This is a genomic window from Shewanella marinintestina (assembly GCF_023283845.1).
GTDB lineage: Bacteria > Pseudomonadota > Gammaproteobacteria > Enterobacterales > Shewanellaceae > Shewanella > Shewanella marinintestina.
In genome coordinates, this window is sequence record NZ_JAKILC010000003.1 from 222,197 (window position 1) to 236,144 (window position 13,948).

16 protein-coding genes are annotated in these 13,948 nt (G+C 39.3%); all 16 read right to left on the bottom strand.

The window, feature by feature from the left end:
• Positions 1–321 precede the first annotated feature (321 nt).
• Positions 322–669, bottom strand: coding sequence for a hypothetical protein (locus L2747_RS04915; protein ID WP_248997972.1), 348 nt, complete (start codon positions 667–669; stop codon positions 322–324).
• A 427-nt stretch (positions 670–1,096) separates the two neighbouring features.
• Positions 1,097–1,792, bottom strand: coding sequence for an OmpA family protein (locus L2747_RS04920; protein ID WP_248997973.1), 696 nt, complete (start codon positions 1,790–1,792; stop codon positions 1,097–1,099).
• Positions 1,793–1,795: 3 nt separating this feature from the next.
• Positions 1,796–3,286, bottom strand: coding sequence for a TadE/TadG family type IV pilus assembly protein (locus tag L2747_RS04925; protein ID WP_248997974.1), 1,491 nt, complete (start codon positions 3,284–3,286; stop codon positions 1,796–1,798).
• Positions 3,287–3,291: 5 nt separating this feature from the next.
• Entirely contained in the window at positions 3,292–3,816 is a 525-nt protein-coding gene (gene tadF, locus L2747_RS04930; protein WP_248997975.1) for a tight adherence pilus pseudopilin TadF, read from the bottom strand.
• Positions 3,806–4,297 (bottom strand): TadE family protein, encoded by a 492-nt coding sequence (locus L2747_RS04935; RefSeq protein ID WP_248997976.1) that lies wholly within the window; start codon positions 4,295–4,297, stop codon positions 3,806–3,808. The genes tadF and L2747_RS04935 overlap by 11 nt, the downstream gene beginning before the upstream one ends.
• A complete protein-coding gene (locus tag L2747_RS04940) occupies positions 4,297–5,004 on the bottom strand; it encodes a tetratricopeptide repeat protein (protein WP_248997977.1) in 708 nt (235 codons plus the stop codon). The genes L2747_RS04935 and L2747_RS04940 overlap by 1 nt, the downstream gene beginning before the upstream one ends.
• Positions 5,005–5,007: 3 nt before the next feature.
• Positions 5,008–5,844 carry a type II secretion system F family protein gene (locus tag L2747_RS04945; protein ID WP_248997978.1) on the bottom strand — a complete coding sequence of 279 codons (837 nt, stop codon included), beginning with the start codon at positions 5,842–5,844 and terminating at the stop codon, positions 5,008–5,010.
• A gap of 76 nt (positions 5,845–5,920) precedes the next feature.
• Positions 5,921–6,829: a type II secretion system F family protein gene (locus L2747_RS04950; protein ID WP_248997979.1), complete on the bottom strand. Its 909-nt coding sequence runs from the start codon at positions 6,827–6,829 to the stop codon at positions 5,921–5,923.
• Positions 6,826–8,097, bottom strand: a complete 1,272-nt coding sequence (locus L2747_RS04955) for a TadA family conjugal transfer-associated ATPase (RefSeq protein WP_248997980.1) — start codon at positions 8,095–8,097, stop codon at positions 6,826–6,828. The genes L2747_RS04950 and L2747_RS04955 overlap by 4 nt, the downstream gene beginning before the upstream one ends.
• Complete coding sequence (locus tag L2747_RS04960; RefSeq protein ID WP_248997981.1) at positions 8,094–9,329, bottom strand: CpaE/TadZ family protein; 1,236 nt, start codon at positions 9,327–9,329, stop codon at positions 8,094–8,096. The genes L2747_RS04955 and L2747_RS04960 overlap by 4 nt, the downstream gene beginning before the upstream one ends.
• Before the next feature lies 1 nt (position 9,330).
• Positions 9,331–9,819 carry a hypothetical protein gene (locus L2747_RS04965; protein ID WP_248997982.1) on the bottom strand — a complete coding sequence of 163 codons (489 nt, stop codon included), beginning with the start codon at positions 9,817–9,819 and terminating at the stop codon, positions 9,331–9,333.
• Positions 9,816–11,156 carry a type II and III secretion system protein family protein gene (locus L2747_RS04970; protein ID WP_248997983.1) on the bottom strand — a complete coding sequence of 447 codons (1,341 nt, stop codon included), beginning with the start codon at positions 11,154–11,156 and terminating at the stop codon, positions 9,816–9,818. Before L2747_RS04970 ends, L2747_RS04965 begins: the two co-directional genes overlap by 4 nt.
• A 2-nt stretch (positions 11,157–11,158) precedes the next feature.
• Positions 11,159–11,992, bottom strand: a complete 834-nt coding sequence (locus tag L2747_RS04975; RefSeq protein WP_248997984.1) for an RcpC/CpaB family pilus assembly protein — start codon at positions 11,990–11,992, stop codon at positions 11,159–11,161.
• A gap of 62 nt (positions 11,993–12,054) precedes the next feature.
• Positions 12,055–12,492, bottom strand: a complete 438-nt coding sequence (locus tag L2747_RS04980) for an A24 family peptidase (protein ID WP_248997985.1) — start codon at positions 12,490–12,492, stop codon at positions 12,055–12,057.
• Between the two features lie 21 nt (positions 12,493–12,513).
• Complete coding sequence (locus tag L2747_RS04985) at positions 12,514–12,723, bottom strand: Flp family type IVb pilin (RefSeq protein ID WP_248997986.1); 210 nt, start codon at positions 12,721–12,723, stop codon at positions 12,514–12,516.
• A 133-nt stretch (positions 12,724–12,856) separates the two neighbouring features.
• Complete coding sequence (locus tag L2747_RS04990) at positions 12,857–13,765, bottom strand: LysR family transcriptional regulator (RefSeq protein WP_248997987.1); 909 nt, start codon at positions 13,763–13,765, stop codon at positions 12,857–12,859.
• Positions 13,766–13,948 lie beyond the last annotated feature (183 nt).

The following is a 13,948-nucleotide window of genomic DNA, read 5'->3' on the forward strand; positions in this document are numbered from 1 at the left end:
ATCAAGCAACATCAATCAAAATAAGTACACCAATTACCACGTGCAGTTACGGCCGTGACCGTCCATGATATAGCCGAACTTCCAAGGACTGACTTGCTGCGTGTCACGGCACTGTTTACATATATGCCCGCAGCAGGCGATTCGACTCACCTTTATTCAAAGGTAAATACGTTTTGGGGCATAAGTAAGAAGTCAGGTTCTAAAACTGAATTGCAGAATTGGTAAACCTATAGTGTTCGATTGATGCGCAAAAACAAAAAACATTCGGCTAACTAACAAGCCCGAGTGTCGTAAATAGGGTTAATAGATTGTTGTGTGAAATCAATCCAAGCAAGTTGATACGTTGTTAATTTGATAATCGTTTAATGAACCTAGCTTAAAATTAAAATCAACATACCTACAAAAATGCTGACCTTCGACTGTATATTCAATTGTTCCAATAGTATGCACAGTATCCCCATCTTCAAAAGATGACTCAATATGTCTAGATAATACTATTGAACCATCTATAATTTTAAAGGCGTCAAACCATTTTTCTTTAATACCAATTTGGCCAAGCATGCTCTTCGAAGAATTATCCAAATGTTTAGGTTTAACGATAAATGATTCATAAGCGAAATATGAAATTCCCCCCAAGATAACTAAAGAAATCCCCACTACTTTATTCATAAAACACTCACCTTAAAAGCATATAAATATGTGTATACAACAAATGGCGTATTCAATCATGTATACCGCGAAACTACCCAATTCAAAGTATTGATTTTCAGCTAGTTCAGAGTAAAAACTCTGATAAATTGAAAAAGGACCGTGCAGATTAATGTCATCTCAAAAGTAGTCTGAATCTGTCACTTATCGATTAGTAAAGGTTGGGTTAAAGGGCCGCTATGTAGATGTATTACTTATCCAAACACTTCTTCACTGTAGTTATACCCGAGTCTAATACTACATCGGCATAGCTCTAGCCCTCGTTTTTGAACCTTCTCAAACTCGGTTTAACTTTAATTCAGCAAAGGCTTAAACAATAAGTGTTAAGAATAAAACAAGTTTAACCTTGTTCTATTCAGAGATATTCTAATAGAAACTCACCTACAATTTACTCAACGGTAGATGGAGAAACTAATAATTCTACTCTTCTATTTAGTCCTCTGCCCTCGCCGGTTTCATTATCAGCTATTGGCTTCAATTCCCCCTGGCTAAGAGATTCTAGCTGCGTATTGCTCATTCCCTGTTGATACAAGTATGTTTCGGTACTATTAGCTCGGCGTAAACCTAAACTATAGTTATATTCATCAGTTCCAACGGCATCGGTATGTCCCACCAGCTTAACAACTTCAGAGTTTTGAATGAGTCTTTTTGCTACTTTATCCAATATAAAGCGAGATTCAGGGGTAAGCGCATTACTGTCAAAATCAAAATAGACCCTCGCCAGTAACTCGTCCTTAGCATCCCATTTGATTAAACCTGTGGTCGATAAATATTCCATACATGTTAGTGAAATATCTTGATGATTGGCCAAGGTTAATAATGCTGATTTAATATCTGGATGATTAGTTTCTTGTTGGATCATCAAGTATCCATCTCGATGGTTTGCAATTGCAGTAACATCTTCGATTGTCACGCTATAGCTGATGTTATAGCCTTTATTTGCACAGTATGACTCTAACTCATATTGACGTTGCTGTTGCACATTTGGCTTAGTGCTCTCTGATGGAATCTCTTGGGCGCATCCACTTAATAACCACAGCACACTTATAATGCTTCCGGAATATAAAGATGTTTTAATTGTCATGAATTAGCTCTCTGTATGTCGGTAATATAGTCTAGGGATCCCATCGCTTTTGGCCCCCTTTTTAATCAAATCTAAAATCTCTTGAATCAAATCATCTAAATTGCCCACATCAATAATATTCTCTTCACCGACACACTTCTTAAAGGCATTCTGCCCTGATGCACTAAACTGGACACCAATCACCCCCATATGCAACGGAAGATCACCGTCGTTAAATCTCTCTCGGATTTTGGTACAAACACCAGCATTAACAAGATTAGAAAAAGTATCTCTATAAGGGTCCTCCTTACCATCACTGATAATCAACAGCATTTTAAGCCGCTTGGTATAGCCTTTCTCTTCCTCTTCATTAGGGTTTACAGGCCTACCTTGATCCAATATCTGAGCACCTCGTAACAAACCTTGATATACCGAAGTACCACCGTCAGGCGACATGCTGTTCACTTTCATGATCTGCGCCTTTTGATTTGTTAATGGGATTGTCCAAAAGCGACCATTACACATTGAGCTACTATAGAGCCTTTCCTCACTTGGGTGGTGCTGAACATGATCTGGGCTTTGTGTAAATACTTGGTCAACACTTCGACTGTAATCAATCCAATTACTGCTATCAGGCCACTTTTGAGAACTGTCATTTACCACAGATTTAATCGTACGAGCGTCAGCCCTTGGTCCGGGTAACCCATTACACTTTCGACTACTATTGGCACAACTAGAAACTTTGCTATAGCTTTGATTAGCCCATTCTCTCCAATTTATTGACTCGTAATCGGTGTAACTGCTACTCGTTTTACCACTTGGATTACGGTACTTGAGTTGAGTCATGCAAATACTTCTATCACTTCCACCTTCAACAACCCGCATGTTGTACGGTACTAAAGCTACGCGATTTCGTACCTGAGTCTCCCCATCTCTGGGAATTAAAATCTCATTAGATACTTGAGTAATTGCATCTTTAAGACTGTTAATCCTAGAACCTTTCATTGAACCAGAAAAATCAGAAACAAAGACTATATCTACATCACGGTCTCCCAGATACTTAGGATAAGCACGAGCTACAGCCCGATTGGCAAGCATTTCAGTTTCATTAAAACTTGGGATCAGAGCGCTGTGTAACCAAGAGGAGTGTTCTGTTTTAGCGGACACTCTATATTGCGTGTACTCCCTCTCTTCGTATGAACCATCAGATAGCGGATAATTATCAATCTCTTCTGTACGTTCTATTTTTACCTGACTTATCTCTTTTATATTTCGGACGTAGCTTGAGATATAGTCTTTTGCAAGTTGAGTCTCATAATCTCGATCGTCACAATTAGCCATTGAAATTGCCAAACTTGCCGCTTCGGTCGCATCTGCCAAGCGGTTTTTTTTCTGGATGTAACGAGTCCCATCTAAAGCTAAAAACACCATGGCAAATAATGGAATGAGTAGAAATACTAAATAGATAGCCGCTGCACCTTGTTGACGTTTCAATGTCATCGCTTCATTACTCATGAGCACTACCTTCCCGGCATCACTGAACTTGAATGGATATAATGACTCGTGTCATCACCCCAAAATTGATTAAACCAAGAGTCTGTATTTAAACAGAGCGTTACTTGATAAAGAGGGAAATGCTTATCTGCTGACGAATGAGGCACAAGGCTCGTCCTGTCTTTTAGTGAATCCCCTGCACTACAAGGAGTACCACCTCCGATCCCCTTATTAATAGAGGAATAGCGATCGTTAACAAGCCATTCTACTCGCATTCCGTATGGAGCTGTTTCAGATGTCTGTGCATAACCAAGCAGCCTAGCTGCTAATACATCTAAGTCGTCGACATCGGTTGATGTCACAATAAGGTTTCCATCAAAGAAACGTGTTCGCTCCTTTAAAATATTCACTAAGGAAAAGTTCACCCTGTCCAGGTTCACTCTATTGAGCAATTGAAATGCAATATCACCAGTAAAGGCTAACAATGCTGATGTGAAAAGAAGCACAAAAGCTAACTCTATAGTGAATGCTCCGCTTTGTTTATTTCTCATCAACTGGCCAGCCTTCATGTTCCATAGTGACTAATATTCTCCGAGATATCTTTTGTTCAAAAACACCTGCAAGAATAAACATAGGCGTGTAGTCATAACTGATTTCATAAATAGCAAGCGGGCTTCTTTGCTGTTTTGTTAAGGTGATACTTGGCTTGTCATTAAGGAGATCGGGGAAACTTTCAAAATAAGAAATCGATAGGCTGTAACGTTTAGGATCTGCTAATAGATGCCAAATCTCACCTTTGTTCTCAAACATTTGAATCAACCTTTGCTGATAAAGATCATCATATCGCTCGCCTTCCCATACTCTTGTATCTCGAGAAGATTCACGCAACGCAGACTCTGTTAGGTTGATAACATAAATAAGCCGACTCAGTTCAAAGATCCCGAATGTGACAAAGAACATAACCATAGCGCCAATAGCAAATTCAACAGAAAAAGCCCCTAATTGACGTTTTTTTGAATTAATTAATTGCATTAGTTCACCTGGCTCAAACTATTAAACAGCGCCGAAATCTGTTCATCTGAAAAGTCATCACTTAGCAAGCGATGAGCCTCACGGTAATCACCGACTTTGAATAGAGAGATTGCTAAATTAAAAGCCAGCTTCTTTTCATCACTGTGTTGACGGTAAACTGGCGTGAGTAACTCAACCGCTCGTAAGTATTCCCCTTTAGCCAAATACAAGACTGCAAGGTTGTTTTTGACAGTAATGTCGTCATGCCCTTTGAGCCTTGCTTGATTAAACGCATCTTCTGCTTGGATATACTTCTTCATATTGGTTAAAGCTATTCCCGATTTTATATACAGTTCAGCCCCATGGTAGCCTTTCTCAATAGAGGTCTTATAATCGGTCTCGGCTTGCTCAAACAGTCCTATATCCGCTGCTATATTGCCTGACAATAGATAAAGTTCAGGTTCTCTTGCACCCTCTTTTTTTAACTGTTCGACATAGAAACTGGCCGATTCACTATCACCATAATCATAATAAGACTGAGCTAACTTCAGCATTATCACTTTTGAATTAGGTTCTTTAATAAGCTCATCTTTATAGAATCGAATCAGGCCTGCATGATTTCCCACAGCGATAAGATCTTTTTCAGTCACAGCTGTAGCCATTTGATTTGAGCTACAACCTGTAATTAAAAACAGAAATAAAAATGAAATGATATAAAATCGACGCATAATCTAACCTATTGAAAGCTGCATGAACCCAGGGGCTAATATCAGTACTACAATCGGAAACATGATAAATAGAATCAAAGGCACACTCATTTTTGCAGCTAACTTACCAATACTCTCTTCCATTGAAAGCACCTGCATCTGACGCATGTCTTCCGCCAAATCCGCTAATACATTTGCGATAGATGTGCCGTACTGAATATTCTGAATCAAGGTTAACGAAAAGCTACGCACCTCCGATGTAGGAATCCGCTCACTCAACTCTAACAGTGCTTTTTCAAGCCCTGTCACTCGCGATGTATCTGCAGTTTTTTTAATGTGAAAACAAAGATCTTTATCAAATGCTCTTAGCTCTTCTGCTAAATAAGCTAAAGCAGCTTCAACGGTCATACCTGTTTGTACACACACTGACATCATATCCAGCATATAAGGCAACTGACGGGAGGTTTTCTTCACAAGCATTTTCTTACGCATCGCTAGAATTGAATCAGGCACGATAAGCGTTATTACCATTGCAATCGCACCTATCATCAGCTTATTTGGCATTGCCATTTCTGAAACAACCACCAATAAAATAATAACCAGGGCTAGTCCTATTTTCGCTGGCACATAAAAACGAGCCAACCGAGTATCGTAAAACCCTGCCTCAATAAACTGCTGCTCTAATTCTTCTCGTTTTTCTTGGCCTATACGAACAACCAACTTACTGAGTTTCTGTAGCCCGGTTTCTTGGGAAATCTTTAAATAACGTTGAATCCCCCACTGGCGCTGCTTCTCTTTATGCCAAATAGCGAGGCCTAACGCGATAAAACCACTGATTGTAATTATTATTAAGACAAGCATTATTTTTGCTCCTCAACGAACAATCTAAATACATAATTCAAATTAAACTGCTTAATGATTAGGACCCGTTCAATCATTAACGAACAGCCCTGATAAGTAACCAGATAATAAACATACCTAGCGCTTCACTTCCTACAACGTAATACAGGACATACCTCCCAGCAGGGTCAGTGAGCACGAAATCGACATTCTGAGGGCTTAAATAACTCAATAAAACCATGAAGAAAAAAGGTAAAGAAGCGACAATTTTAGCTGACAATCTTGCCTCGGAAGTCATCGCAGCTTTTTTCTTATCTAACGTTCTTGCATCCATCAAGACACGAATTAACCTAGCCATGACCGACTTAAGTTGGCCACCTCTGGACATGTTGGCTCTTATTGTCACAATGAAGAATAAAAATGTAGGGTACGGATATCGCTTGCAGGCACGCTTAAATACTTGTTCAGGGGGTTCACCTAACTTAAGTCGATCTCCCATATCTCTAAATTCTAATCCAATTTGATTATCCAGAGATTTTCCAACATAAGTGATCGCCTGCATAATACTTTCCCCGGAAGAAACTGCACTCATCATGATGTTAAGTGCATCAGGAAAGGTTTCATCAAAGGCTTTTTTTCTTTTCCTCATTAACCAATTCCATCCCCACAAGGAGCCTAGAATGGGTAAAGCTGCTGGCAACCAAATACTGTCAAGTTGTAAGAGGCTATTGATATAGATGCCTACACTCGTTAAGAAACAGAGGAAAAACGTAAGTTTAAGCCAAGCTTTATCGCCTAAAGCCATAAATGCGGGTCGAAGTAACATCTGAATTTTTGAAAACCAAGCTTTATGCTGAAGAGACTCAAGCTTTACAGCAGAATGAAACTCATCGAGTTCAGAAGATTGCACTTTGTTAACTAGAAATTGACTCTTTATCGAGCGGCTTCGCATGCCCCACAATAGCGCTGCAACGCCAAATAAAATGAAAGATAGAGACAAGATCATTGCACACCTCTGAAAGCGTGCATTAATTCCTCTTGCAAACCAAAATACGCAGAACGCTGCATCAAAATAGATCGCTGCATTATCCCTGGAGAAAGGTATTCCCCAAGTACCTTATCCATGCTTTGGCCGTCAGAAGGTTGAAAGCGGAATAACTCTTCCATTACAACGTTCTCTCCTTCAAGGCCGACTACCTCTGAAATACTGGTAATTTTTCGAGAGCCATCTCGTTGACGATTTACCTGGACAACCAGATTGACCGCGCCAACAATCGTACGGCGGATAGCGTCTAAAGGTTGATTAAGCGAGGCCATCATTACCATAGACTCAACTCTCGAAATGGCGTCTCTTGGAGTATTGGCGTGGAGTGTCGACATTGACCCATCATGGCCAGTGTTCATGGCTTGTAGCATTTCGAATGCTTCTGCACCACGACATTCACCCAAAATAATCCTATCTGGACGCATCCGAAGAGAGTTAATAATTAGATCTCTTTGGTCTACTTGACCACTGTTCTCAATACTCGCGGGACGAGTCTCAAGCCTAACAACATGAGGTTGCTGCAGGTTCAATTCTGCCGCGTCTTCTATAGTAATTATGCGCTCATCATCTGCGATATAATTTGAGAGTGCATTTAATAGCGTTGTTTTACCCGAGCCCGTTCCACCCGAAATTAAGATATTTAAGCGGCAACGAGCTGCAATCATCAAAACTCTAGCCATTTCAGGGGATAGCGAGCCAAACCCGACAAGTTCTTCTAACCCAATTTTTTGCTCTCTAAATTTACGAATAGAGATCGTTGTACCGTCAATAGCAATGGGTTTGATAACAATATTAACTCGACTACCATCATTCAGACGCGCATCAACCATCGGTGATGATTCATCTACTCGACGCCCCACCCTAGCGGCTATACGTTGTGCAATTTCAAGCAATTGAGCTTCATTCACAAACACCACGTCAGAACTATGAATCTTGCCGTTTCGCTCATAAAAGATTTGGTCGGGTCCATTGACCATAATGTCATTGATACTGTCATCTTCAAGCAACGGCTGCAGCGGCCCAAGCCCTAGCAATTCATCAACCAAATTTTTGACTGTCATCCCGCGTACAGCAGTAGATATAGGTTGACTAAAATTGTTGGCTAGCACTTCTACGGCGCTTTGGATCTGCCGAGAAAGTTCCTCACGCGACATATTAGCGATCACTTGAGCATCGAGCGCCTCGAAAATTTGATCGCGAAAGCTTAGATAAATTTCTTTGTTATTCATCGTGTAACCAGAGCCTTAAACTTACCGAATGGGGAATGGACCACTTCTGGTTTTTTACCTTGAATAAGGCGAGCTAAACGACTGAACGCCCCGTTACGCTTTTCCAATCTATGTAGGCGTTTACCTGATAGCATCGAGGCTGAAAAATTAGCAGCATAATCTAACTGCACATCGATTGGTCGCGATAGGTAACGTTCAACTTCATCCCTTTTTAAAGGGAAAGCCCCATCTGGACGATGTAAATTCAAAAAAGTTAAGATACGAATATCCGCCGTACCTGATAGATTATGAAGATCAATTTTCTCTATGATCTTGCTAGCATTCCTTACGGAAGACACGGTGGCATCTAGCACTATAACAAACACGTCAATACGCTCAGAAAGCAACGAAGCATCCATTACAAAATCATTAGAACTAGAGAAATCTTCAATAATAAAGTTGGCTTGACGGCTAAGTAAGTCAGCGATATTTTGGCTATCGCTATAAAGTTCGTCTGCAGATTTAGGCCCTATAAATGCCAATAAACGCCAGTGTTTATCAACGTTCCTTAAATAATTACTCGCACTGACTTCATCCATATCACGTAATTGCAGGGAGAGATTTTCTGTATCCTGACGTTCAAAGTTTTTAAGGCCCAATAGAATATCGGTATTACTGCTAAAATACTGATGATCAACCTGTATCGTATCAACCCCTTGGTAAGACAAGGTGGCGGCTAATTCACAAGTAATCATTGTATTACCAATACCGCCTTTACTACTCACAACAGCAACACGCTTGGCTTTACGGTTCTTGTTTACTCCAGAAGCTTGTTGAAGATTATTATGAACATGGCGAAGAAACTCACTTAATTCCTCTTGATTCAGTGGCCAAAACAGGTAGTAAATCCCCATTTCCTTTAACTCTCTCAGCGTGGTAATGGTGTCTTCTTTACCTATAACCACCACCCCCTTTTGATTGGGAAGTTTCGCTGAAAACTCTCGAGCATCCTTAACAACATTAGTAGACTGATTAAGCTCTAAGATGACGATATCTTTAAGACCATCAAACTGCATTGCACTTGGAGTAGAGCTTTTTATACAATATGGAAGGTTCCAACCTTCAAAACGAAAGACCTCTTCGATTAAAGCTAAACATTCAGACGTTTGATAATAAAAAGAACAACTAGCGGGTCCATTTTGTTCCCGCGAATTCTCACTGTTTTTAGTGATAACTTTGGCTAAGTCAAACATCTTATGTCCCTTTCTTTAATACTAGGCTTCGTGGCTCTCTCACCTGCTTCAGCCGCATAGATTCAACATAACAACCTATGTCATCACTCATTTCTCCAAAAATGCCACGACGGCATATTTGGGTTCTAACCTTATATTGGCCAACACGAATTTTTATCACTCTATCTGTAGAAGGTACTGTTTCAATGACGATATGAGCTGGCGTGACACCTCGTTTGAGCAATTGATTTCTTAAAGGCTCAATGAATGCTTTATCAGCATTCTGATAATCTAAAGTCCAATAAGTTTGTTCGATATTACTGTCAAAACCATCAATAAAGAGTTCAATTTGGTGACCTATTTCATCAGAGGTTTGCTTCCCCTCCATTTCGATAATCAAATGGTGTAGTTCCTGATAAATAATCGCTTCGCTGCCTATTTGAGGCATTGCTTTATCAGCGCATCCAGCTAATAAACAAAATATTAAACTGCTCACAATTAACGTTTTCATTGAATAAATCCACCCTGGTTAAGCATCTGAATGACATTAATGTTTTCGTTTTCCCCAGCTGCAGGTGTTACGTTAAAAAAGCGGGCTAATGATTTGGTCGGAGTGATCTTAGGTAGTCTGATCTCTGCGGGGGAAAGTGGTTTCACAAGGTTGACAGTGGCTACAATCACAAGCTCTGTCTTTTTACGGCTTGTACCTGCTTGGCGAAACAATGAGCCAAAAACGGGAATATCTCCTAGCAAGGGGATCTTGCTAATATTCTCAAGTTCATCACTGCTCATCAAACCACCCAACAGAAAACTATCGCCGTCACCCAATTCTATTGTGGTCATTGCACGTCGTGTTGTTAATTGGGGGATCTTAATTCCTGCGGCTTCGATAAAACCTTCCACAGCACTGACTTCAGGCATCATCTGTAACTTAATTTTATCGTTATTGAGTACTTTGGCCGATAAATCTAAACGAATACCAAATTCTTTATAGGTAATATTGGTGGTGTTATTGTTAGTAAATATCACAGGGATTTCACCACCAACCAAAAAACTAGCAGACTCTCCTGACATGACGGATAAATTAGGTTCAGCTAGGACTTCAGCAATACTGTCTTTTCCAAGTGCATTTATCACTGTTGTTAAATCATCGGCTTTAAAGTCCAAGAAAGAGAACTCGCCGACACTACGCCCAACAGTAGACCAGTTCACACCAAGGGTTTCATTAAACTCCTTTGTCACCTGAGCAACTGACACCTTGACGTTAACCTGTTGAGTTTGTGAAAGTGTTAGCCCCTCGATAATCCCTTGCCAAGTAAAGTTACGCTCATACGCTAACCAGTTAGCTTCAGTGAAGGAGTCCTTAAATTCGACCAACTCTGATTCATCAAAACGCTCGATCTTCTCACGGCCAAGAAACGTTGCAACTTGGCGATAAATATCACTACGTTGTTCTTCACTATAAACTACGCCTCGAACTGCAACTTTATCACCAACAGAGGCAAGTGATATATCCAGCTCCGGGTACACAAGTTTTAGTTGGCGTCTTATCTGAGAGAGGTTGAGATCTACATGAAGAAGTTCCGATAAAATAACTTCATGGGCCTTGTTATAGATAAATAACCGGGCTTGCCCTAACTGTCGTCCGTAAACCACTAATTTATTTTTACCGGTAACTTTATAATCTGCAATCTCAGGCTGACTGATAAAAACCGTACCAATCTCCTGTTCAAGTTCAATGCTTGTAGCATCATTTAATGTAACAAACCTGTCCGCAGCCAATGTATTACCACATAAAAACACGCTAACGAGTACGCTATTAATCCAAGTAAATATCCGTTTTTTCATGGTTAAAATATTCCACCAACATTGTTTTGTGAATCGCCTCGTAACTCAACGATACCGGTATAATTCTTGATAATATCGCTGACATCTGCGCTGGAGCCGTCAGCATCATCAGAACTATGAAAAATCTGTAAATGCATCGTTCTTTGCGCTAACGTTAACCGAGCAAGATCTTGTGGACTGACTTCAATAACAATTCGGATTTCATCTTTATTAGTACTTTTCATACTTGGATTTATACTACTGCCTTGATTTTTGGTATCAGAATCACCTACCGAGATCACCCTCACTTTTGTCATCAACAAAGAAGCCTGTAATCCTTCAAAATCATTCGAATTGCCATTGTCGTTGGCTAAGTTATATAGAGGAGAGCTAACAGCCAAAATGTTGATATGGTCGCCTGGAATAATATAATTTTCGATTAAATTACGAGTAGCTACGGATAATGGATAAAGAGTCATACCGTCACGCGTAATAAGATTCAAATAACCAGGATCACCAGGATTCGAAAGCAACTCAGGTAATAAGTACTGACCAGCCTTAACCGGTGAATTTAATACTGTTCTAGGGTCTATCTGAAGTTCGACATCAGCTTTTACACCAATAGTTAAAGCATCATCTTTATTCAACTGAACCCTTTTGAGATCTGCAAAAGATAAGCGACTGCCTTCTTTCATTGCAGCTTTGAGTTGCCATAAAGTTAATGTGTTCAAAGCACTGTCGTCTGTCGAGACGAGAACTTCAGGCTCTGGATTAGTGAGTAGTTTATCGGCTACGCCGTATAGCCCAGCAAGGACCGCAATAAATGCAATAATGAATATCAATTTGGAATTAAGCATTTTCAACTATTCTGTTGGGCCGATAAACATCAGTAGTTATTTAACAATCGTGTTCTTCCCTGTTAACCTAGATAAGAGGTCAAAATAGGAATGTAAAACCCAAAAGAAATTGCAATACCATATGGTAATCCAAGCTCCCTTTCACGGGGAATACGGTTAATCACTCGATACTTAACTAGATAGATTACGGCTAGCACTCCACCACATAACAATGTGAACCAAAGTGCAATAGGCAGTAAAGATTGAGGCAAGGCAACAGCAAGCGCACTCGCTAACTTTCCATCTCCAGCGGCAAGCCACCTGAATCTAAAAAGTAATAGGCTCAACAGAAAAATTGAAAGTCCATTAAGAAGACCTTCAAGCAATATTTGTTGACTAGCTGCAAGCCACACACAAGTAATCAATACAGCGAAACACCCTTTATTTGAAATACGGCGGTAAAATATATCGCTAAGGCAACATAAAACCAAAATAACCAATAAAAGAGTGATCGCTATCATAATAAGAAACTAAAAATTAACTTAGCTACCAGTCATTTTAGTCAAGTTAGCTGTAATTTTTGCAAATGCGTCATTTAATGCAGTCATTAAGCTCCCGTCAGAAGCAAATGCAGCGGTCAAAGCGACAGCCATAGCGACGCCAATTAAACCATATTCAATAGCTGTTACACCGCGCTCGTCTTTTTTGTATGTAGCAAGAAAAGCCATTGCATTGCAGTAAAACTTATTCATAAAAAATCCTATTTAATTCAAATTACATTAGAGATAAAAATAAATACAAGGCAGAGCTTATCTCACAGTTAAATTTAAATAAAAATAGGACCTATCAGATTACTTTATAGTTCTCGATTAAGAACATTCAGAATCATCGACATACTTTAAAATCTAAGAAACGTTGAGATAACCATTCCATAGCTATTGACTTGCTTATTCCTGCAGGGTAAATCAATGATGCCATCAAGTAGTTTTCAGATCTCAAATCAGACTCCAATAATAACTTATCTAGTTTCCCATTTTTCAAGTCATGCTCAACAACAAAGCTTGGCAAATAAGCAAAACCTAGTCCATTTCGGCAAAAAGACAAAAGTGTATGTATATCTTCAACATACCAAACTTGCTTTGATATGTTGGTTTCATTTATATATATTGAAGGGGTTTCTGAAGGCAATAAAATTCGAGCTCTACTAAACAGACTCTTGTCTGCTTTCACGACTCCATTATCAGAAAATAGCTTCAATTCTTTGGCATAGTTAGGGGCAACGACCCAATAACCATGTAATTTAAATGCAGAGAGATACTCAAAATTACTTTTAATATCATGTTTGAATATACCCAACGCAAAATCTATTTTCTTATCATTGAGTTTTTGGTTCAATGACTCACTGCTCCGCTGTACAATCTTAAGCTCAATCAATGGAAAAGCTGTTGAAAAATCTTGAATTATTTCATTAATCTTATGACAACAAACAAGTGGGTCTATCCCTATACATAACTTAACTTGCTCTACGTTAGAAATGGAAATTGAACGCTCAATAAAGGCTCGATACTGAGACATAAGGTCTCTAGCATCTTTCAAAATTAACTCCCCCTGCTGTGTCAACTCTGGGAGTTTTCTGTTTCTATAGAATAAAGCGAACCCTAAATCAATCTCTAAGTTCTGAATCGAAAGACTTATTGCAGCTTGAGACTTACTCAGTTTCCTTGCTGCAGCACTAAATGAACCAGTATCAGCAGCAGCGATAAAAGTGTTTAAACTTTCTATTTGAATTTTCATAATTAACATCTACATTTAAACATTTCACTTCCATGTTAGTAATTATCTAAAAATTCGTTTATCAAAACTCAATATCAACAGACGAAAAAGTTAACCAGTGCACTAACACAACATTTTAGAATTCCAATCAATATAAAACCAAGCTAACTTTATATTTCTTACATTGTATCCAAACCAAGATAT